Annotated in this window: 17 protein-coding genes; 8 read left to right on the forward strand and 9 right to left on the reverse strand. The window is 71.9% G+C overall.

Annotation, left to right across the window (positions count from 1 at the left end):
- Positions 1 to 18: 18 nt before the first annotated feature.
- The 5 genes from ACIBL4_RS17280 to ACIBL4_RS17300 form a co-directional block, all read right to left on the reverse strand.
- On the reverse strand, positions 19 to 1,857 hold the full coding sequence (locus ACIBL4_RS17280) for a hypothetical protein (protein ID WP_399410798.1): 1,839 nt from the start codon (positions 1,855 to 1,857) through the stop codon (positions 19 to 21).
- A gap of 27 nt (positions 1,858 to 1,884) precedes the next feature.
- Complete coding sequence (locus ACIBL4_RS17285; RefSeq protein ID WP_399410800.1) at positions 1,885 to 2,787, reverse strand: carbohydrate ABC transporter permease; 903 nt, start codon at positions 2,785 to 2,787, stop codon at positions 1,885 to 1,887.
- Entirely contained in the window at positions 2,784 to 3,695 is a 912-nt protein-coding gene (locus tag ACIBL4_RS17290; RefSeq protein ID WP_399410802.1) for a carbohydrate ABC transporter permease, read from the reverse strand. Before ACIBL4_RS17290 ends, ACIBL4_RS17285 begins: the two co-directional genes overlap by 4 nt.
- A gap of 123 nt (positions 3,696 to 3,818) precedes the next feature.
- Positions 3,819 to 5,141, reverse strand: a complete 1,323-nt coding sequence (locus ACIBL4_RS17295; protein ID WP_399410804.1) for an extracellular solute-binding protein — start codon at positions 5,139 to 5,141, stop codon at positions 3,819 to 3,821.
- A 276-nt stretch (positions 5,142 to 5,417) separates the two neighbouring features.
- Positions 5,418 to 6,533 (reverse strand): ROK family protein, encoded by a 1,116-nt coding sequence (locus tag ACIBL4_RS17300; RefSeq protein WP_399410806.1) that lies wholly within the window; start codon positions 6,531 to 6,533, stop codon positions 5,418 to 5,420.
- 240 nt (positions 6,534 to 6,773) lie between these two features.
- Here ACIBL4_RS17300 and ACIBL4_RS17305 point away from each other — a divergent pair, with 240 nt between their 5' ends.
- The 3 genes from ACIBL4_RS17305 (at position 6,774) to ACIBL4_RS17315 (ending at position 11,559) form a co-directional block, all read left to right on the forward strand.
- Complete coding sequence (locus tag ACIBL4_RS17305) at positions 6,774 to 7,673, forward strand: N-acetylglucosamine kinase (RefSeq protein ID WP_399410808.1); 900 nt, start codon at positions 6,774 to 6,776, stop codon at positions 7,671 to 7,673.
- A gap of 262 nt (positions 7,674 to 7,935) precedes the next feature.
- Positions 7,936 to 9,852: a phosphatase PAP2 family protein gene (locus ACIBL4_RS17310; protein ID WP_399410810.1), complete on the forward strand. Its 1,917-nt coding sequence runs from the start codon at positions 7,936 to 7,938 to the stop codon at positions 9,850 to 9,852.
- Between the two features lie 36 nt (positions 9,853 to 9,888).
- Positions 9,889 to 11,559 (forward strand): ArnT family glycosyltransferase, encoded by a 1,671-nt coding sequence (locus tag ACIBL4_RS17315; protein ID WP_399410812.1) that lies wholly within the window; start codon positions 9,889 to 9,891, stop codon positions 11,557 to 11,559.
- Between the two features lie 27 nt (positions 11,560 to 11,586).
- Here the strand turns inward: ACIBL4_RS17315 and ACIBL4_RS17320 are convergent, their stop codons facing one another.
- Entirely contained in the window at positions 11,587 to 11,988 is a 402-nt protein-coding gene (locus ACIBL4_RS17320) for a DUF3662 domain-containing protein (RefSeq protein WP_399410814.1), read from the reverse strand.
- A 54-nt stretch (positions 11,989 to 12,042) separates the two neighbouring features.
- Positions 12,043 to 12,204 (reverse strand): hypothetical protein, encoded by a 162-nt coding sequence (locus tag ACIBL4_RS17325; RefSeq protein WP_399410816.1) that lies wholly within the window; start codon positions 12,202 to 12,204, stop codon positions 12,043 to 12,045.
- A gap of 167 nt (positions 12,205 to 12,371) precedes the next feature.
- Here ACIBL4_RS17325 and ACIBL4_RS17330 point away from each other — a divergent pair, with 167 nt between their 5' ends.
- The 4 genes from ACIBL4_RS17330 to ACIBL4_RS17345 all read left to right on the forward strand — a co-directional run bounded on the left by ACIBL4_RS17330 (position 12,372) and on the right by ACIBL4_RS17345 (position 17,048).
- Positions 12,372 to 13,292, forward strand: coding sequence for a MurR/RpiR family transcriptional regulator (locus tag ACIBL4_RS17330; RefSeq protein WP_020269647.1), 921 nt, complete (start codon positions 12,372 to 12,374; stop codon positions 13,290 to 13,292).
- Positions 13,293 to 13,533: 241 nt separating this feature from the next.
- A complete protein-coding gene (locus ACIBL4_RS17335) occupies positions 13,534 to 13,908 on the forward strand; it encodes a hypothetical protein (protein ID WP_399410818.1) in 375 nt (124 codons plus the stop codon).
- A 74-nt stretch (positions 13,909 to 13,982) separates the two neighbouring features.
- The gene (locus ACIBL4_RS17340; RefSeq protein WP_399410820.1) at positions 13,983 to 14,549 is read left to right on the forward strand and encodes an antibiotic biosynthesis monooxygenase; all 567 of its coding nucleotides are present in this window, start codon (positions 13,983 to 13,985) and stop codon (positions 14,547 to 14,549) included.
- 102 nt (positions 14,550 to 14,651) lie between these two features.
- Positions 14,652 to 17,048: a SpoIIE family protein phosphatase gene (locus tag ACIBL4_RS17345; RefSeq protein WP_399410822.1), complete on the forward strand. Its 2,397-nt coding sequence runs from the start codon at positions 14,652 to 14,654 to the stop codon at positions 17,046 to 17,048.
- 31 nt (positions 17,049 to 17,079) lie between these two features.
- Here ACIBL4_RS17345 and ACIBL4_RS17350 read toward each other — a convergent pair whose 3' ends face one another.
- On the reverse strand, positions 17,080 to 17,568 hold the full coding sequence (locus ACIBL4_RS17350; protein WP_399410824.1) for a flavin reductase family protein: 489 nt from the start codon (positions 17,566 to 17,568) through the stop codon (positions 17,080 to 17,082).
- 106 nt (positions 17,569 to 17,674) lie between these two features.
- Positions 17,675 to 18,550 carry a peptidoglycan-binding protein gene (locus ACIBL4_RS17355; protein ID WP_399410826.1) on the reverse strand — a complete coding sequence of 292 codons (876 nt, stop codon included), beginning with the start codon at positions 18,548 to 18,550 and terminating at the stop codon, positions 17,675 to 17,677.
- A gap of 159 nt (positions 18,551 to 18,709) precedes the next feature.
- Between ACIBL4_RS17355 and ACIBL4_RS17360 the strand changes: the two genes are divergently transcribed.
- On the forward strand, positions 18,710 to 19,420 hold the full coding sequence (locus ACIBL4_RS17360) for a TetR family transcriptional regulator (protein WP_399410828.1): 711 nt from the start codon (positions 18,710 to 18,712) through the stop codon (positions 19,418 to 19,420).
- Positions 19,421 to 19,564: the final 144 nt, after the last annotated feature.

A 19,564-nucleotide genomic window follows, 5' to 3' on the forward strand; every position in this document is an offset into this window, starting at 1 on the left:
GGGCACACGCCGCGATCCTCAGTCGGCGGCCGCGCGCAGGGTCAACCGCGGCTCGGCGCGGGCGTCCCCGGCCGGGTCCCCGATCACGGCGGTGAAGGTGTCCGTCCGTACCGTCAGGCCCTCCCGGCTCCGTTCGACGGACACCGCGCACGGCTCGGCGGAGCCGTAGCGGACCGCGAAGACATGCAGGTCGTCCGGCCCGTCCCGGAGGGGGCCGGCCTCCAGCGCGGTCGAGCTGATCAGGTGGCGCCAGCCCTCGTCCGGGTTGCCGTAGCCGCGCGGGTCCTCGGCGAGGGCGAACGCGGCCTGTTCTTGGGTGAGTTCGGCGCGGGCGTCGAAGTGCTCGGTGCCCTCCGCGTCGGGGTGGGTCAGGCGCAGGGTGCCGGCGCAGGACACGGCCGCGTGCGCCGTACGCCGGACCCGGTCGCCGTCGTCCTCGGCGTACGGCAGGCCTGACAGCAGGTACGGGGTGCCGTCGAGGCGCTCCACGGCCACGGTCGTCCACAGGCTGGTGCCGTCGGTGACGTAAAGGGAACGCACATGGCGCAGGACGTGGTCGCGGCCGACGACGGGCTTGGTGACCAGCTTGGCCGCCAGGCCGTCGGCGCGGACGTCACGGACGCGGACCTCGCCCATCGGGCGGCACAGCAGGAAGCCGTCGGTGACGGGGCCGAAGCCGTGCTGGCGGTTGACGGCGGCGGCCAGGTAGTAGGTACCGCCCGCCTCGATGACCGACGGGGTCATGCGGTCGTCGAAGGCCACCGACACCGTGCCCGCGCGCAGTTGGTGCCGGGCCGGAGCCGGCGACGGGGCGCGGTGCCAGCGCGTGGTGTCCTGGATCTGCCAGACCAGCATCCACGCGAAGTGGCCGTCCACGCCGCCGTCCGCCTTGACCGCGTGCCGCGCCCAGCGGCTGTCGCCCCGGTAGCGGCCCAGGTCGGAGCCGATGCGGGCGCTGAAGTAGCGCAGGCCCAGCACCGACTCGAAGGCGGAGTGCTGCTCGCTGTAGCGCGGGCCGCCGTTGTCGAAACCGCCGTTGGTGAGGCGGGCGTCGATGTAGCGGGCGAGCGCGTCGCCGTCCTCGGCGAAGACCTCCTCGCCGCTGACCCGGTGGGCCTGGGCGAGGAAGGACAGGGAGATCGGGCCGTAGTTGTTGTCGTAGGCGCCGCCGTGCTCGGGCGGCAGGAGCGCGCCGCGGTCGTGGACCCGGTGGGCGCGGATCTCGTCCTCGTACAGCCGCAGGGCCTTCCGGCGCACCTGGTCGCCCTCGGCGGACGGCAGGTGCGGGGCCAGCATCAGGCCGCCGACGACGCAGCCGATCGCCTGGTTGCCGGCCTCCTGCGGGTTGAAGAACGTCGCTTCCGTCAGCCAGCGCCAGTAGCCGTGCGCCACCTCGCACAGCCGGGCGCGCTGTGCGTCGTCGACGAGTCCGTCCGCCGCGTCCAGCACGTTCACCGCCTGGAGCAGGGCCCACACCGTGCTCGGCCAGTCGCCGATGGGGTGCGTTCCGGCCGCCAGGGTGTAACGGGCGTACGGCAGGCTGGAGTTGCGCACCCGGAGGTTGGGGTAGCCCGGGTTGTCCTCGGTGTAGACCCGCTCGTCCAGGTGGAAGGCGAGGCTGCGGCGCACCGCCTCCGGCAGGCGGGGATCCTTGGTGCGCTGCCAGGCGAGGGCCAGCAGGGAGGTCACGCCGAGGGACGTGTCGCCGATGTCGTCGACACAGTCCGGGTGTTCGAGGTTGCCCTCCGGCGTCATACGGGCCAGGGCCTGCTCGGTGACGTCGGCGAGGACGGCGTCGTACGCCTCCGGGGTGTCGGGGAGGTCGTGCAACGGACCGCGCTGGTGAGGGAGGTGCACGGGTCGATCAGCCCTTCATGCCTGAGGTCAGTCCTTCAGTCCGGCATTGATGTCGGCGCCCATGACGTAGCGCTGGAAGACCAGGAAGACGACGATCAGCGGGATCATGGAGATGACCGACGCGCCGAGCAGGACCGACCAGTTGATGTTCTGCGCCCCGACGATGCTCTGGATACCGATCTGCACGGTGAACTTGTTGGGATCGTTGAGCATCAGAAGCGGCCAGATGTAGTCGTTCCACCGCCACTGGAAGGACAGGATGGCGAGGGTCAGCATGATGGGCCGGGAGAGCGGCACCATGATCCGCAGGAAGATCGACAGTTCCCGGGCGCCGTCGATGCGTGCGGCTTCGACGAGTTCGTCGGGAACCGTCAGGAAGAACTGGCGGAACATGAAGCATCCGGTCGCGGTGAGGACGGCCGGGAGGATGATGCCGGCGAACGAGTTGTAGAGGCCGAGGTCGCGGACCACCAGGAACTCCGGGGCGAGCATGACCTCGGACGGCAGCATCGTGGTGGCCAGGATGCAGAGGAAGAAGACCTTGAGCCACTTGTTGTCGTACTTGGCCAGCGCGTACCCGGTGCAGCAGCTGACACCCACCGTGAGGATCGTCGTGATCACGCACACGATGGTCGTGTTGATGAAGTACTGGGAGAAGTTGGCGCTGTTCCACGCTGCCTTGAAACCCGACAGGGTGGGGTCGTGCGGAACGAGCGTCAGCGGATAGGAGAACAGGTCGCCGGCCGGCTTGAGGGAGCTGAGGATGAACCACAGCACCGGCAGCCCGTAGAGGCAGGCCAGCAGCCACAGCAGTGTCGTCGCGGACACCGCCTGCCGGAGCCCACCGGTGGCCGCGCCGCGGGGCCGCTTCTTGGAGACGGGCCGTCCTGATCCGGCGTCGACCGGGCGTGGCATGTCTGTGGTTGTCATCGGTTCTCCACCCGCCGGTTGACGATCAGCTGGATGATCGCTACGGCCATCAGGATGAGCATGAGCACGAACGACGCGGCGCTCGCGTAGCCGATCTGGCCCCGTTTGAAGCCGGTCTCATAGATGTACTGGACCATCAGGTTGTTCGACGTTCCGGGTCCGCCGTTGTTGAGGGCGACGAACACCGGGTATTCCTTCATCGCGTTGATCGTATTGAGCAGGATGACGATGAACGAGGTGGGCGCGATGCTCGGCAGCGTGATGTGGAAGAACTGGCGCCACGGACCGGCGCCGTCGAGCGAGGCCGCCTCGTAGTACGACACCGGTACGTTCTTGATCGCCGCGATGAACAGCAGCATCGAGAAGCCCGTCCAGGCCCAGGACGCCGCCATCACCACCACCAGCAGCGACAGGTCGGCGTTCGACTGCCAGGGCACGGCGCTCCCGCCGAGCTCGTGGATGATGTAGTTGACCAGTCCGAAGTTCTCGCCGAACAGCCACCGCCACAGGACACCCACGACGATGGGCGACAGCAGCCACGGGATGAAGAAGATGACGCGGGCGACCGACGCGCCCTTGGCGTGCCTGCTCACCACGACATTGGCGATGAGCAGCGAGAACACGAAGTTCAGCGGAACGAAGAGCACGGCGTACAGCAGCGTCCGGGTCAGCGCGTCGTAGAAGGTGGAGTCCCCGAACAGGTTCTGGTAGTTGTCCAGTCCGACGAACTGGAACACCCCTACGCCCGTGTAGTTCGTGAAGGAGTAGACAAGCCCGATCACCGCAGGCCAGACGAAGAACAGCGCGAAGAGCACGACATTGGCCGCGATGAGCACGAGCGGCGCAAGGGTGTACTTGCTGCGTCTCCTGGGCGGGCTCGCGGACACGTCCGGGGCGCGTTTGGTCATCTTCCTGACTCCGTGCTGGTGGAATGGGTTCCTGTGGGCTCGGGCCATGAGCCCGGCATCACGTGGGCATCGAGGCCGGGCGGCGGTGTCTCGACCCCGCCGCCCGGGCCTGCCGGCCTGCGCTCAGCCGCCGACCTGCTGGTTGTAGACGTCCACGATGTTGTCCAGCGCCTTGTCGGACGACTGCTGGCCGTTGATCGCCTTGCCGAGCTCCGTCTTGGTCGGGTCCTCGGGGAGGCTCTTGCCCTTCAGCACCCACTTCGTCTGCGCGGTGTTGAAGTAGCCGGAGATCGGGGCGTAGAGCGGGATCGACTCGTTGTACAGCTTGAACGCCGCCTGCGCCGCCTCGGACTTGAAGGGGTACTTCGGGTTCAGGCCGCTCTCGACCGGCAGGAAGCCGGACGTCTCGCACAGCTCCTGGTAGTGCGCCGGCTCGTACAGCCAGGTCAGGAACTTCGTCGCGGCGGTGGCAGCGGCGGCGTTGTTGTTGAAGCCCACCGTCATGCCGCCGCTGTTGACGTCGCTGGCCTGCACCGGCTCGGCGGGAGTCGGGACGCTCGCCCAGTCGAACTTCTTGATGCTCTCCGCGAAGGCGGGGACCTGCCACACGCCGGACCAGTAGGCGACCACGTCACCGCTCTGGAACATGGCGGACGGGTCGGCGCCGCTGGTCCACACCGACTTCGGCATGGTCTTGTCGTCGTTCATCCCGACGAAGCGCTTCACGGCCTTCCTGGTCGCGGCGTCCACCGAGAACTTGCCGGAGGAGTCCGCGTGGACGTACTTCCCGCCGAGCTCGTACACCATGGCGCGGAGCCGCGACGGCGACTGGTCGAAGGTCAGGGAGTACTTGGCGCCGGTCTTCTCCCGGACCTTGTCCGCCGCCTTGATGAATTCGGTCCAGGTCCAGGTCTTCTGGGGCGAGGTCGGGAAGGAGACACCGGCCTTCTCGAACAGCGACTTGTTGATGAACATGCCGGACGCGGTGACGTCCGAGGGGATGGACAGCACCTTCCCGGACGAGTCCTTGGCGAGGAAGTTGGGGTTGATCTTGTTGCTCTTCTTGTTGGCGATGGACCTGAGGTCGATCAGCTTGTTCGCCCAGATCGGGTCCAGCGCCGGCACGGCCGCCACGTCGGGCAGGGAGTTCGCCTGCGCGGCGTTGTGCAGCTTCGTCGGGTAACCGTCGTAGGGGATGTTGACGAGGTTGACCTTGACGCCGGTTTCCTTCTTGTACTGCGCCACCATCTTCTTCCAGCCCGCGTCCTGCCCCGGAACCGTGGAGATCCAGAACGTCAGCGACTTGGAGGTCCCGCCCGAGTCGGACCCCGACCCGCAGGCGGAGAGCAGAAGGGCACCTGCCGTGGCCACGGCAGCGAGGGGAACCACACGGCGTATGCCGCCGCGGCCGAGTCGGCGGGAGCGCCGCACACCCACACTGGTCATCTTCGATCCCTTTTCGTCGTAGCGGAGGAAGCACGGCGCCAGCCGAGGCGGCACGGGTGCAGTTTGCGGGAAAGATTCGCTTTCCGGGGGCACGGCCTCGCCCGGCCGCGACGCCTTGACGGGTGGGGTCCCCCGGCCATGACGGCCGGCGTCGCACAAGCACGCCCTCGTGCGGCTGCCGTACTTCTCGTACGGGCGGGAGGCTCACCCGGAGTCGGCGTCCCGGCCGACTCAGAAAGCGCTTGTCCGGACATTGGCAGACCGATGGCGCAGCCGTCAATGCTTCGCCCGCACAGCTCCGGTCACGGTTTGAATTCCATGGGCGACCGCGAGCCTGCTGGCACCCGCCACCGTGCCGGTGTCGCCCACCACGCTGCTGACCACCTCGGTGGGCCAGCTCAGCCGGGCCAGTTCGGCCCGTACTCCGGGCAGGAGCTGCGGATCCGCGCCGGTACCGCCGCCCAGGACGATCAGTCCGGGGTCCAGTACGGCGGCGACGGCGGCGGCGAGCCGGCCCACGTCGGCGGCGTGCGAGGCGACCACGGCACCGGCCGTGGCGTGCCCCTGCCCGGCCAGGGCGAGGAGCCGTTCGGCGGTGCGCGGGCGGGGCCCGTCACCGTCCTGCCAGGCCTCGGCCGCCCGGCGCAGCAGGGTGCGCGAGCCCATGCGCTGCTCCAGGCCCTCGTGGCGCGGGGCGCGGTCGTCGTCCCAGGGGTAGGGCAGCCGGGCCACCTCACCGGCGGCTCCGTTCGCACCGCGCAGCACCCGGCCGCCGATGACGACGGCGAGACCGATGCCGACGCCGATGCGCAGGTAGCCGAAGGTGTCGCGGCCGACGGCGGCGCCCTCGTGGAGCTCGGCGAGGGCGGCGCAGTTGACGTTGTTCTCCAGGTGGACGGGGACGCCCTCGGGCAGGGCGACGGCCATGGCGTCGAAGACGGGCCCGGCCTTGGCGGTCGCGGGCCGCTCCCCGGCGCGGTCCCGTGTGGGGACGTCACCGACGGCGACGACGACGGCCCGCAGCGGCGCCCCGGCGGGCAGCGCGTCGAGGACTGTGCGGACGGTGTCGGCCGCGTCCCGGCGGGAGCCGGTGCCCTCGGCGAGCAGGGTGCCGTCCAGGGCGCAGCCGCGCACCCGGGTCACGGCGGGTCCCAGGTCGACCGCGAGCACGGCGCCGGCGGCCGGTCCGAGCCGGTAGATCGCGGCGCTGCGGCCGGTGCCGCCGGAGGCCCTGCCGGAGTGGGCGGCGAGCTCGACGGCCTCGAGCTCTGCCACGGCGGAGGAGACGGTCGGCTTGGAAAGGCCCGCACCGGCCGCCAGCTGGGGGCGGGTGGCCGTGCCCGTCCCGGCCAGTACGTCGAACACCACACGGGCACTCTCACTCAGGTGCATGGTCTCCCCAGGTCGTGCTGCGGCCGTGAAAGGCGGCGGCAGGGATCGCGCGGCATCGGGATTCCGTGCCTCTTGACGCGCACCCTACTTCGTTAGTTAACTTCCTAACGAACTTCACGGTACTCGCCTGCCGTGTTCCGCAGAAGCCCGTCCCGGGGCTTCCCTACCTCTTCAACTGCCGTGGTCCGACGGGCGGTTCGCCTGCCGTCGTCGTGACCGCGCAACGACGAAAGAGGAGCCGTGCAGGACTCCACGCCTTACGCGGTCGGTATCGACGTGGGCGGCACCAAGACACATCTGCGCGCCTTCGCGGGCGACGAGGACGTCGTCGACCATGTCCGCAGCAGTTCGGGATGGCGGCCGCACGACCCCGGGGCCGCCGCCGGCTGGCTGGCCGCTCTGGTCGCCGACGCCCTGCCTTCTCACGTACGACCGTCCGCTCTCGCCGTGGGCGGTCACGCCTGCGAGACCCCACGCCAGTGCGCGGGCATCCGCGCCGCCCTTCAGGAGCGGCTGGGGGTGCCCGCGCTCGTCGTGGGCGACGCCGAACTGCTCGTTCCCGCCGCCGGGCTGGACAAGGGCGTCGGGCTGGTCGCCGGCACCGGTTCGGTCGCGGTGGGGCGGCTGCCCGACGGCGGTCCGGTCCAGGTCGGCGGCTGGGGCGCGGTGCTCGGTGACGAGGGCGGCGCGGCCGGACTCGTCCGCGAGGCCGCACGGGCCGTCTGGGCGGCGCATGACCGCGGCGAGGAGCCCGACGCGCTGGCGACCGGTCTGGTCGCCGCATTCGGGGTGGCCGAGGTGCCCGCGCTCGGCGCCGCGCTGGAGGCCGCTAGGGACGTCTCCGCCGAATGGGGTCGGCACTCCCCCGCGGTGTTCGCCGCCGCCGAGGCGGGCTCACCGCTCGCCCGGGCCGTGATCGCCGACGGCGGGCGGGCGCTCGCCGCACTCGTCGTACGGCTCGCCGCGCGCGGGGTCCCGGTGGACGACGTGGTGGTGGCGGGCGGCACGGTCCTCGCCCAGCCCGCGCTGTACGACGCGTTCACCTCCGCGCTCGCCGAGTCCCTGCCCGGGGCCCGGCCGCGGCCGCTGCGCGTGCCGCCGGTCGAGGGCGCGGTGGCGCTGGCCCGTTCGCTGCTGTGAGCCGGGCGGGTGCCGTTCACGCTCCGGACACCGGCTCGTGGCCGATCCCTCTCCGCGGGGTCACCACACGGCCGTAGATCTTCGCTGATCCCCGGCCACATGGCCGTAGATCTTTGCTGATCCCCGGCCGCACGTCCGTAAGTCTTCGCTCGTCCCCCGGCCGCACGGCCGGAGATCTTCGCCAGGTCCGGCCGCACGGCCGGAGAACGCGCCGCGGAACTCCGGCGCAGACCCCCCTCGCAGAACTCAGGAGAGGCACAGCATGCCGTCACCAGCCGGGCAGTCCACCACCGCGTCCGTCGACCGGCGCGGTTTCCTCAAGACCTCCCTCGGCGCCTCGGCCGGCCTGCTGGCCGCGCCCACCTTCGTCGCCTGGCTCGCCGCCGCCGACGCGAAGGCCGCCACGGGCCCCGCCGCGTTCGTCGACGACTACAGGTCGAACGTCGTCGCGAACCAGACCCCGGAGACCAACGCCGTCGTCCGCATCCTGGGCGGCATGGCGAAGGTGTGGAAGACCGGCGGCGCCTGGGACACCGGCCGCGTCCTGGACCGCGAGGTGCTGCGGGCCAACATGCGCTACTGCGCCCGGGTCACGACGTCCCGCACCGAGGCGCAGGCGAAGGAGGCCTTCCTCTACGACCGCCAGCACCAGAGCTACGCCATGATCGGTGGTCTGGGCCCGCTCGCCGGCCTGTACACGTCCGGCGCCAGGGCGGTCACGTCGATCACCAGCGCCCCGGACGGCACGCCCCCGGGGAAGATCAGCGACACCCTGCCCGCCGACGCCCCGGCCGGATCCGCGCTCGGCGCGGGCTCCCACGACTCGGAGCTCGGCAAGGTGGCCAAGCTGGTCGACACCGTGCGCGGGCCGTTCGCCTCGGGCAACCCGGCCAAGTTCGCCTTCCAGTACCCGCGTCCGTGGCGGATGAACGAGGACAGCGAGGTCGTCGACACCGGGAAGAAGGACGCCCTCGGCTACCCGGTGTACGACTCGGACGTGATCGTGGCCCCGCAGCTGCTGCGCCAGCGCTCCGAGACCCCCGAGGAGGACGGCGGGTTCCCGAGCGGCCACACCAACGCCTTCCATCTGGCCGGTCTGGCCTACGCGTACGCGGTGCCCGAGCGTTTCCAGGAGCTGGTGACGCGGGCGTTCGAGCTCAGCCACACCCGGATCATGTCGGGCATGCACTCCACCGTCGACGTCATCGGCGGCCGCGTCATGGCGACCGCCCTGACCGCGGCGACGCTGGCCGACCCGGCGAACGCGGAGCTCAAGGCGGCGGCACGCGCCCAGGCCCTCGCCTACTTCACCGAGAGGACCGGCACGACGGCGGACACGCTGTACGCCTACGCCCACTCGGACGCCGGCGACGCCTACGCCGACCGCGAGGCCAACGCCCGGGCGGTCGGACACCGGTTGACGTACGTCCTGCCCCGCCGCGGCCGCAAGGACCCGCTCACCGTGCCGAAGGGCGCGGAGGTCCTGCTGGAGACACGGCTGCCGTACCTGAACGCGGCCCAGCGCCGCGAGGTGCTGCGCACGACCGCGCTGCCCTCCGGGTACGTCCTGCTGGACGGCTTCGAGCAGTGGGGCCGGCTGAACCTGTTCGCGGCGGCGGACGGGTACGGCGCCTTCGACGCCGACGTCACGGTGACGCTGGACGCGGCGGCCGGTGGCTTCCACGCGGCCGACAGCTGGCGCAACGACATCGATGGCGACGGCGGTCTGACCAAGCGCGGCACGGGCACGCTCACCCTGACCGGCCACAACCGGTACCGCGGCGGGACCGTCGTCGAGGACGGCACGCTGGTCGCCGCGTCCCCGAACGCCCTGGGACAGGGTGACGTCCGGGTCACGGGCGGCACGCTGCGCGCGGAGAAGGTCCTGCGGGTGCGCGGCTCGTACGTCCAGGAGGGCGAGTCGGCACTGGAGCTGACGCTGCGCAAGAACCACGGCCCTGCGCTCACGGTGAGCCGGCGCGTGCTGCTGGGCCGGGGCAGCCTGCTGTCGCTGCGGCTCGACGCCGAGCGGCCGCCGGTTTCGGGGACCACCGTCCCGGTCCTGTCGGCTCCGGCGCTGCGCGGCCGGTTCGACCGCGTCGAGCTGGACTCGACGACGCTGCGGGCCGTGCCCGTTCACACCGCTGACGGTCTGTCGGTGCGACTCGTGAAGCGGTGACGCCCCGGGCGGCGGGGGCTGGTGCAGAGTGGGTCCATGAGGGCCCTCCGGACCGCTCCCGCCGTGCCCCGGCCGCTGTCGCTCCCGCCGCCGTCGCCGACGGGGGCCGCCCCGCGGTCCGGCAGACGGTGGGCGCTGCCGCTCCTCGTGTCCGTGCTGCTCGCGGTGATGGCCTTCGCCATGGTCAGCACCGCCGTGCGGCAGACCCCGACGATCGACGAACCCGTGTACGTGGGCGCCGCCGCCGAGTACACGCACGAGCACCGGCTGCGCCACAACCCCGAGCACCCGCCGCTCGGCAAGCTCCTCATCGGCGCCGGGGTGGCGCTCGCGGATCCGCGCGTCGACTTCTCCTTCACCGGTGACCAGGGCGCGGTGGGGCGGCACTTGCTGTACGAGACGGGCAACGACCCCTGGCGGCTGATGCTGTGGGCCCGCCTCCCCATGATCGCGCTGACGCTGCTGTTCGGGCTGGTCGTCTTCGTCTTCGCCCGTGAACTGGCCGGGACGCCCGGGGCGTTGGCCGCGCTCGCCCTGTACTGCTTCTCCCCCGACGTCATCGCGCACGGCTCACTCGCCACGCTCGACGTGCCGGCGGCCGGGTTCGTGCTGACGTCGGCGTGGTTGCTGTGGCGGGCGCGCCGCAGGCCCCGGCTGTACGTGCCGCTCGCCGGGGTGGCGCTGGGGGCGGCCCTGGCGACGAAGATGAGCACGCTCCCGGCCGTGCCGGTGCTCATGGCCCTGGCCGCCGTGTCTGTGGGGCACGCATCCGTGGGAGGCCGGCGCCTCGTGCGTGCGGCCGCCGGGGCGGGCGTGGTGGCTCTGGCGGCGATCGCGGTCGTGTGGGCCACGTATCTGATCGTCGATCCGCGGCTGCGGTGGACTCCGGAGCAGCATGTCCCGGTGGTGCACGGGCTGCGGGGGCTGCTGGTCCGGCTCCTACCGTTCCCGGAGGCGTATCGGGACGGGATGCGGGTGCAGTTCGGGCTGGAGAACCGGCCGTGGCAGGGCTTTCTGTTCGGCCGGCTGTACTCGGGCTCGCTCTGGTACTACCTGCCGGCCGCGCTGCTGGTGAAGACGCCGCTCGGGATGCTCGCGCTGTGGGCCGCCGGGGCGGTCGTCGTGCTCGCGGTGCGCCGCCTGCGGCCGGCCGCGCCGTATGTGCTGGCCCCGCCTCTGGTGCTGCTGGCGGCGGCCATGCAGGGGGCGCGGGACTTCGGCACCCGGTACGCCGTCTTCCTGCCGCTGTTGCTCGCGGTGGCGGCCGGGTGCGTTCTCGTGGCGAGGCGGCGGTGGGTCTCGGTCGGGGTGGGGGTGCTGGTGGCGTTCGTCGCGGCCAGTTCGCTGCGTACGTACCCCTATTACCTGCCGTACTCGAACGAGGTGTTCGGCGGGCCGGGCAGGACGCGGGAGTTCCTGCACGACTCGAACGTGGACTGGGGGCAGGATCTGGGGCGGCTGGCGGAGCGGTTGCGCGAGCGGTACCGCGGTGAGCGGGTGTGGCTGGTGTACAAGGGCAGCGGGGTGCCGTCCTATTACGGCATCCGGGCCGGTGATCCTCGCGAGGTGCCGGTCGGCGAGGTGCGGGGGGTGCTGGCGGTGTCGGACTCCGCGGCCGCGAAAGCGACCGGGCGGCTGGCCGAGTTGATCGGCGGCAGCCGCCCGGTCGACGATGTCGGGCACTCGATCACGATCTATCGCCGGTGAGTCTTCGACCAGTGTGTCGTGTGCGAGTCAATGAGTCGCGTGGAAGAAGCCGTCCGTGCTCACGTGCTGCATGACGCGACTGGCCACGCGATAGCGGCCGTTGGGGACGTCCGGGCACCTCGCGACATGTACCGCGAGCGGGCCCGCGAACTCGTAGCCCTTGCGTTCCGCGTGGCGGGACAGGCTGTCGGTGAGCGCCTGTCCCACGTTCGTGCCGTGGCGCGTCAGCTGGTCGTGCACCTCGTCGGCCAGTTCCACGTCGTAGGCGTTGGGGACCATGACCCGGCCCGCCCGGCACACCACGGCGTTGTCGTCGCACTCGTGCCGCAGGGCGTCGAGGACCTCGACCGGCTCCTTGTCGAGGACCCGGGCCCACAGGGCCTGCCATCGGTTTTCCAGTGTCTCCTCCAGCGCACTCAGTGCGCCCATACGGTCTCACCTGCCGGAAGCGTCGTCGGTGCGGTTGCGGTGGCCTGGAGAGCGTTAATGCTCGTCGTAGTCGTCGGGCCGTACCTCGGCCTCCTCCAGGGCCTCTCGCAGCGTGCGGCCGCTCGCGCCCGGCGGCCGGGACCGGTTCTCGTCCTGCTGTTCCAGGACCTCGTCCGTGGTCTCCGTCTTGGGCCGGTTCTCCTCGGGGACGGTCATGGCATCGGCTCCTCGTCCGTCGTGTCGGGATCTTCTGCCGCGGCGGGTTCCCGCCCGGCGCCCGGGTATCCCACCTGCCGGGCACCTCATTGCTGTGCGAAGAAGCCCTGGTCACCACGGTGCGTGAGCTATGTTGAACCTCCCTGGGAGACGAAGGAGGCGAACCGGTGCCATCGCCGCAGCAGGCACGCGCACAGGCATCCGCGATCACCTCGGGGAAGGCCGCCCCGGAAGCGGAGGTCTCCCCTTCCGCCCAGCTCAGAGCGCTCTTCGACCGGCCCCGGCTGTCCCCGGGCCAGCGGCGCATCGCCCAGTACCTGATCGAGAACATCACCGAGGCGGCGTTCCTGTCCATCACGGACCTCGCGGACCGGGTCGGCGTGAGCCAGCCCTCGGTGACGCGGTTCGCCTCGGCGGTCGGCTTCAGCGGCTACCCGGCGCTGCGGGAGAAGCTCCAGTCGATCGCGCTCGGCACCCTCGCGGGCGGCGGACCGGCCGAGGAGAACCGGGGCAACGAGCTGCAGGCGGCGGTCGACGCCGAGATCGAGAACCTGGAGAACCTGCGGCGGGACTTCGCCGACCCGAACCTGGTCATCGACATCGGCCGCAAACTGTCGTCCTCGACCCCGCTGACGGTCCTCGGCCTGCGTATCTCCGTCTCGCTGGCCGAGTACTTCGCCTACGCCGCCCGCCGGATCCACCCGGACGTACGGCTCGTGACCCGGGGCGGCAGCGTGGCCTACGACGCACTGCTCCAGTCGCGCGAGGCGGGCGGCACCTGGGTGCTGGCGTTCTCCATGCCCCGGCACGCCCAGGAGACCCTGACGGCCGTCCGGGTCGCGCGGGGCGCCGGACTCAAGGTCGCCCTGATCACCGACCTGGCGCTGGGACCGCTCGCGGACGAGGCCGACGTCGCCTTCGCCCTCGGGACCGGGTCGCGTCTGGTCTTCGACTCCTACGCCGCCCCGGGCGTGATGTGCTCGGCGCTGCTCCAGGCCATGACGGACGCGGACCCGGAACGGACCCAGGCCCGGCTCGAGGAGTACGAGCAGGTCGCCGACCAGCATCACTTCTTCCTGCGGGACTGAGCGGCGGTCCACAACAAAGCGAGCATGAATGTTTTCATGCGGCTTGAAAACCGGATGGCATATATAAATACTGCACACGGATCGCGACCCGGCCCTTCCGGATCCGTTCCGCACCCGAGGGGCCGGCTCCTACCCGCTTCGGCGTCCCGGGTGTCCGTGGCGGCCCCGGTCATCCCCTAGGCCGGGGCCGCCCCGACCCGTCGTCCACCCTCACGACGCCGCACACCCGGAAGCGATGATCATGCCCCTGACGACCACGCGCATCAGCCCGGACTGGCCCTGCCAGGTCAAGACCCCCGGGAGCTACGACTGGGAGCGCTCGGCGGCCAAGTGGCTGCGCGAGCTGGTGCCCGCGCGCTACGCCGGCTACCCCGCGTTCGTCCGCCACCCCGTCCTGCTCGCCCGGCACGCCCAGATCCAGGTCCAGCAGGAACTCAGGGTGGCCCGCACCGCCCTCCAGACCGCCCGCGCCGACCTGCCGGGACTCGGCCTGCACGAGGGGGTCATCGAGCACACGATCAAGCTGTACGCGGCCGAGGTCATGCAGTTGCAGCACATCGCGCGCAGCGTGCGGGCGGTCACCACGGCGCTGGTGGAGGCCAACCGCCAGCCGTGAGCCCCGGGGCATGACCGCCCTCCGGGCATGGGCCTGTGGGCATGACCCGCGTCGTGCGTGGCACACGGGAGGGGATGAGCACCACCGAAATCCGGCGTGCCGAGCCGGTGACCACGGTTCTGACCTGGCAGGTGCGTCCCGGCCGGGAGCGGCAGTTCGAGGAGTGGACGCGCGGCATCACCCGCTGCGCCAGACAGTTCCCGGGCAACGAGGGCGTCTCCTGGCTCACGCCCGAGGACGGACACCGCTACCACGCCGTGCTGCGCTGGTCCGACCGGCACGGGCTCGCCGCCTGGCTGGAGTCCGAGGAGCGCGCCCACTGGCACCGGCGGATCGAGGACATCGCCACCGAGGTCAGCAGCGAGCGCCAGTCGACGACCGGGATGGAGACCTGGTTCAGCCTGCCCGGCACCACCGTGCAGGCCCCGCCCCGGTGGAAGATGGTCCTCACGACGTTCCTCGGCGCGTATCCCTTCACCCTGCTCATCCAGTGGCTGGTGACGCCGCACACCACCGGCTGGCCGCTGCCGCTGCGGGCCGCCGTGTTCCCGCTGGTCCTGCTGCCGGTGCTGACGTATCTGGTGATGCCGAGGCTCAGCCGGCTGCTGCGGCTGTGGCTGTATCCACGCGAGGACCCCTGAACGTTCAGAAGACTGATGTGACCGGCGTGGCCCCGGGAACGGGAAACTGCCCGTGCGCACAAGGCAGTCTTCGAACAGGGCCGGGTATGCGATGCTCAACGCGTGACGAGCGAGCCCGTGACACCGGCGGAGCCCGGTGCCGCACCGGACCTGGTCGAACTGGCCAAGATCGTCGCCCGGCAGCGCGCCGAACTGGACCGGCTGCGCGACCAGGCGGCGACGTCGGCCGTCGTCGAGCGAGCCAAGGGCGCCGTGATGGCGCTGACCGGGTATTCCGCGGACGCGGCGGACGAGCGGCTGCTCCAGCGGGCCAAGGCGGCGCGCCGCACCCTGCTGGAGGAGTGCTGGATCACGCTCGGCTCCCTGGCGCCCACGGCACCCGGCCCCGGCGAGGCGACCGAGCCCCTCGGCGCCGACGCCCCCGGAGCCGGCTCCGCCGCCCTGATGGAGACATCCGCGCCGGACGACGTCTCCGCCGCCCTGGCCCGCCTCGGGCAGGCCCTCGTTCGGGTGACGACACCGCCCGACCTGGCCCGGTGCCTGCTGGAGCATCTCGCGCCCGACATGGCGGCCGACGCCGTCATGATCTTCGCCCGCAGGCCCGACGGCGGACTCGAACTGATCGGGCACGCCGGCATCGACGACCAGCTGGCCACCCAGTGGAGCCGGGTGCCGCCGCTGAGCGGGATCGCGGCGCTGGACGCGCTGCGGACGGGCGAACCGTGCTGGCTGGAGGACGTCGCCACGCATGAGCGTCGGGAACTGCTGATCGGTGACCCGCCCGAGCGGTGGCGGTCGCGCGCCTGGCTGCCCGTGCACGCGGCGGGCGCGGCCGAGGTCTGCATCGGCGTGCTGCGCGTCCGCGCCGGGTCGTTCACGCCCCGCGACCGCGCCCATCTGCGGGGCGTCACCGGGCTGTGCGCCGGCCGGCTGCGCGCCTTCGACGCACCGCCCGAGCGGGCCGGAGACGCCGCCGCCGACGCGGTGCAGACACTGTTCGACGCGCTGCCGATCGCGGCGATGCTGCTCAGCCCGCTGCGGGCCGCGTCGGGCGAGACCGAGGACTTCCGGGTGGAGGCGGCGACCGCGCGGGCGGGTGACCTGCTGGGACGCCCCGGTGAGGAGCTGGCCGGCCGCCGGCTGCTGGAGTTCCGGCCCGCCCTGACGGAGGAGCCGCTGTGGCAGGGCTGCCTGCACACCCTGGCCACCGGGGAGCCGTACGAGAGTGAACCGTTCGCGCACGAGGAGGTCGTGGCGGGCATCGCGGCGCTGTCCACTTACTCGGCGCGGGTGGCGCGGCTGGACGACGCGCTGGTCGTCACCTGGATCCGGCACGGCTCCTCCGACCGGCAGGAGCAGCGGCTGGCGGATCTCCAGCGGCTGGGCAACCTCGGCTGGGTGAACTGGAACCTGGCCACGCAGGAGGCCTCCTGGTCGACCCAGGCGTTCGCCGTCTTCGGCCGGGACCCCGCGCAGGGCCCGGTGCGGCTCGCCGGGATGCCGGAACTCGCGCTGCCCGAGGACGCGCCCGCGTTCACCCGCGCCGTCCGCGACCTCGTCCAGCGGGGGCGGGCGTTCGACCTGCCCTTCCGCATCAGGACGAGCGGCGGCATCCGGCATCTGCGGCTCGTGGCCGAGGCCGTGGCCGACACGCACGGCACGCCCGTCGAGGTGCACGGTGTCGTCCAGGACATGACGGCCCGGCGGCGGGCGGAGCTGGCGCTGGTCGAGAGCGAGCAGGCGATCCTCACGCAGCACGACGTGCTCCAGGCCGAGCGGACCCTCGCGTCCCGGCTCCAGCACGCGCTGCTGCCGCTGGCCAACCGGCCCGTCCACCTGGCGGGGCTGCGCGTCGAGGTCGCGTATCTGCCCGCGCAGTCGGGTGTTCATGTCGGCGGTGACTGGTTCAGCGCCGTGGAACTGCCCGACCGGGACGCGCTGCTGGTGGTCGGCGACGTCGCAGGCCACGGCGTCGACGCCGTCGCCACGATGGCCCAGCTCCGCTTCACCGCGAAGGGCATGGTCATCACGGGTTCCTCGCTGACCGGCGCGCTGGCCCGGCTGAACACGCTGCTGCTGCACTCCCGCGATTCCCACGCGACGGCCACCATGGTGCTGGCCCGGTACGACCCCTGGCAGCGCCGTCTGCTCTGGGCCCAGGCGGGGCATCCTCCGCCCCTGCTGCTGCGGGACGGCGAGGCGCGGTATCTGAGCCGGCCCAAGGGCATGCTGCTCGGCGCGACCTCGGCTCCGGTCTTCGAGGAGGCGGAGTGCCGTCTCGAGCCGGGCGACCGGCTCATCCTGTTCACCGACGGTCTGGTCGAGCACCCTCCGGACGGCATCGACCGGGGTATGGAACGTCTCGCCGAGGCGGTGGCGTCCTCGGACGCGGACGGGCCCGTGGCCCTGGGGCCGTTGCTCGCGCGGATGCTGCCGGACGAGCGGCGCGACGATGTGTGTGTCGTGGACGTCCGGGTGCCGAGAGTTCTGGAGGCTTAGCGGCTTCGGGAGGCGGGATGCGGGACGCGGCTCAGTCGACCGGGTGACCGGGCTTGATGGTGTGAGCGCCGGAGAGGCGCAGCAGCGGCCCGTCGTACGTCTCGTCCCCGCCCCACTCGACCGGCTCCAGGACGAAGCCGATGTGGTCGCCGCCGCCCGCGCGCGTCACGATCCGGCCGACGAACCAGGCCGGCGCGTCCGCCAGCACGACGGCCCCGCCGTAGGCCTCCCGCAGCGGGAGGCCCTCGAACTTGTCCGTCCGGTCGCCGGTCCGGCCGCCGAACCGCTCCGCGAGGCCGTGCTGTTCACGGGCGAGCAGGTGCACCGCGAGCACCTCGGCGTCCCGGGCCACCCGGAAGGTGTGGTTCACCTCGGACAGCCACACGACGAACCGCACGGGATGGATCGAGCACTGCGAGGCGAATCCGACCAGGCACCCCGCCCGTTCACCGCCCGCGACGGCCGTGACGACGCACATGTCGGGGTCCAGCCGCCCGATGAACGCGTCCATGTCCGCCATGCCCACACCACTCCCTCGACCCGCGCGGCCACTGTCTCCTCACCACCCATCACCTCACCATGCCGGGGGTGCGGTTGCCATCCGGGGTGCCGTCCTGAGCAGGCGGTCAGCCGGTGCCCGGTGCCGTGCGGGATTCCAGGGCGAGACGGGTGTCGTTGCCGTAGACGCCGGTTTCGTCGCCGCGGATGCCGTACCAGAGCTGGAAGCGGGCGACCGCCGCGGTCAATGTGGGGTCGTAGCGGCCGTTGGTGGCGCCGTCCCGGTAGACGTCTGGGATGCGCAGGAGGCGTTCCTGGAGCTCGGTCACCTCGGGGCCGGTGGCTCCCTCGCGGAGGGTGCCGGGGCCGTCGGGGTCGGCGGCGGGGGGCGGGGTGGGTGTGGGGGTCTGAGCGGCGGCAGGGGCGGACGCGGTGGGGCGGGGCGCGGGGGCCGCTTTGTCGTCGGTGTTCTCGTCGGGGAGCAGGAGGGCGGCGCCGCCGAAGCCGAGCACCGCCGCGGCGACGACGGCCACCGCGACGGCTGCCCGGCGCAGCCCTGACCCGGGCACGGCACCGCCGTGGCCCTTCTCGCGGGTGAGCGGCGGCAGTTCCTGTGTCAGGTCCTCGGAGCCGGCCGGCCGCCGGGGCAGTACGACGGACTCGTAGCCGCCGGGCGCGTGGCGGCCAGGCGCGTGGCGGCCAGGCTTGAAGCCGCTGGACGACCCATAGCCGCTGGAGCCGTAGCTGCCGGATTCAAGGCCGCCGGGCTCATGACCGCCGGATTCATGGCCGCGGGGCTCATGACGGCCGGGCTCATGACGGCCGGGCTCATGACCGCCGGATTCATGGCCGCCGGGCCCGTCGCCGTCCCGTGCGGAGCCGAGCTCCTCGCGGTACTCCCGCATCAGTTCCGCGAGTGCGTCGGTGCGGCGGGGCCGCAGGACGCGGATGGGTTCGAGGGCCTGGCCGTCGTGCGGCTGCCGGGGCTCGGACGGTGTCGACACGCTGCTCTCCTTCCGTCCGGGCTCGGGGGCGCCCGTCTTCGGGGATCGTCCTGCCGCTAGATACGCGGCTGCCGCGCCACGGGTTCAGAGGGAACTCGGTTCCTCCCTGTGAGTGCACTGAGTGCCATGCGTACCCTTCCGGGTGCTACGTTCCCGCTCATGAGCTCCGAGAAAGCCGACGCCGGGACCGGAAAGCCGCCCATGCGGGACGCCCTGGTGGCGGCAGCCTTCCAGCTGTTCCTCGAACGGGGTTACGAGCAGACCACCATCGACGACATCGTGGCGCTGGCCGGGGTCGGACGGCGTTCCTTCTTCCGCTACTTCCCCTCGAAGGAGGACGTGGTCTTCCCGGACCACGAGCGGTGCCTGGCGGACATGACCGCCTTCCTGGCGGCGGGCACCGGCGACGAGGAACCCGTGCGGCGGGTCTGCGACGCGGCCCGGCTCGTGCTGCGGATGTACGCCGAGAACCCGACGTTCTCCGTACAGCGCTACCGCCTCACCAAGAAGGTCCCGGGGCTGCGCGCCTACGAGCTGTCGGTGGTGTGGCGCTACGAGCGCGCCCTCGCCGAGTATCTGCGCCGGCGTTTCGCGGCCCGCCGGGACGGGACCCTGCAGGCCGATGTGATCGCGGCGGCGGTGGTCGCGGCGCACAACAACGCGCTGCGCTCCTGGCTGCGTTCGGACGGACAGGGCGAGGCGAACGCCACGGTGGACCACGCGCTGGCGTACGTGCAGTCCGCGTTCGGCGGCACGCCGGTGCCCCCGGCCGGGGAGCAGCCCGAGGACGTGGTGGTCGTCGTCTCGCGGCGCGACGCGCCGTTGTGGCGGGTCGTGCAGGAGATCGAGTCGACGCTGGGGCGCGGCTGAAGGCCTCCGCACATTGAGGGAACGGAGTGCCTTTACGAGTGGCACTGAGTGCCATACTCTGTGCTGCGTGCGCGGTGGCACGGCGAACCGGGCACACGTGTGCGCGGGTGACCACGCACACGGGATTCCGGCCGAGTGCAGGGA

Source organism: Streptomyces sp. NPDC050416, assembly GCF_044458845.1.
Classification (GTDB): Bacteria; Actinomycetota; Actinomycetes; order Streptomycetales; family Streptomycetaceae; genus Streptomyces.

What these genes read in the sequence shown, in the direction of transcription:
- ACIBL4_RS17285 (WP_399410800.1), bottom strand. Translation starts at nt 2,787, where the DNA reads ATGACAACCACAGACATGCCACGCCCGGTCGACGCCGGATCAGGACGG.
- ACIBL4_RS17290 (WP_399410802.1), bottom strand. Translation starts at nt 3,695, where the DNA reads ATGACCAAACGCGCCCCGGACGTGTCCGCGAGCCCGCCCAGGAGACGC.
- ACIBL4_RS17295 (WP_399410804.1), bottom strand. Translation starts at nt 5,141, where the DNA reads ATGACCAGTGTGGGTGTGCGGCGCTCCCGCCGACTCGGCCGCGGCGGC.
- ACIBL4_RS17300 (WP_399410806.1), bottom strand. Translation starts at nt 6,533, where the DNA reads ATGCACCTGAGTGAGAGTGCCCGTGTGGTGTTCGACGTACTGGCCGGG.
- ACIBL4_RS17310 (WP_399410810.1), top strand. Translation starts at nt 7,936, where the DNA reads ATGCCGTCACCAGCCGGGCAGTCCACCACCGCGTCCGTCGACCGGCGC.
- ACIBL4_RS17315 (WP_399410812.1), top strand. Translation starts at nt 9,889, where the DNA reads ATGAGGGCCCTCCGGACCGCTCCCGCCGTGCCCCGGCCGCTGTCGCTC.
- ACIBL4_RS17320 (WP_399410814.1), bottom strand. Translation starts at nt 11,988, where the DNA reads ATGGGCGCACTGAGTGCGCTGGAGGAGACACTGGAAAACCGATGGCAG.
- ACIBL4_RS17325 (WP_399410816.1), bottom strand. Translation starts at nt 12,204, where the DNA reads ATGACCGTCCCCGAGGAGAACCGGCCCAAGACGGAGACCACGGACGAG.
- ACIBL4_RS17335 (WP_399410818.1), top strand. Translation starts at nt 13,534, where the DNA reads ATGCCCCTGACGACCACGCGCATCAGCCCGGACTGGCCCTGCCAGGTC.
- ACIBL4_RS17340 (WP_399410820.1), top strand. Translation starts at nt 13,983, where the DNA reads ATGAGCACCACCGAAATCCGGCGTGCCGAGCCGGTGACCACGGTTCTG.
- ACIBL4_RS17350 (WP_399410824.1), bottom strand. Translation starts at nt 17,568, where the DNA reads ATGGCGGACATGGACGCGTTCATCGGGCGGCTGGACCCCGACATGTGC.
- ACIBL4_RS17360 (WP_399410828.1), top strand. Translation starts at nt 18,710, where the DNA reads ATGAGCTCCGAGAAAGCCGACGCCGGGACCGGAAAGCCGCCCATGCGG.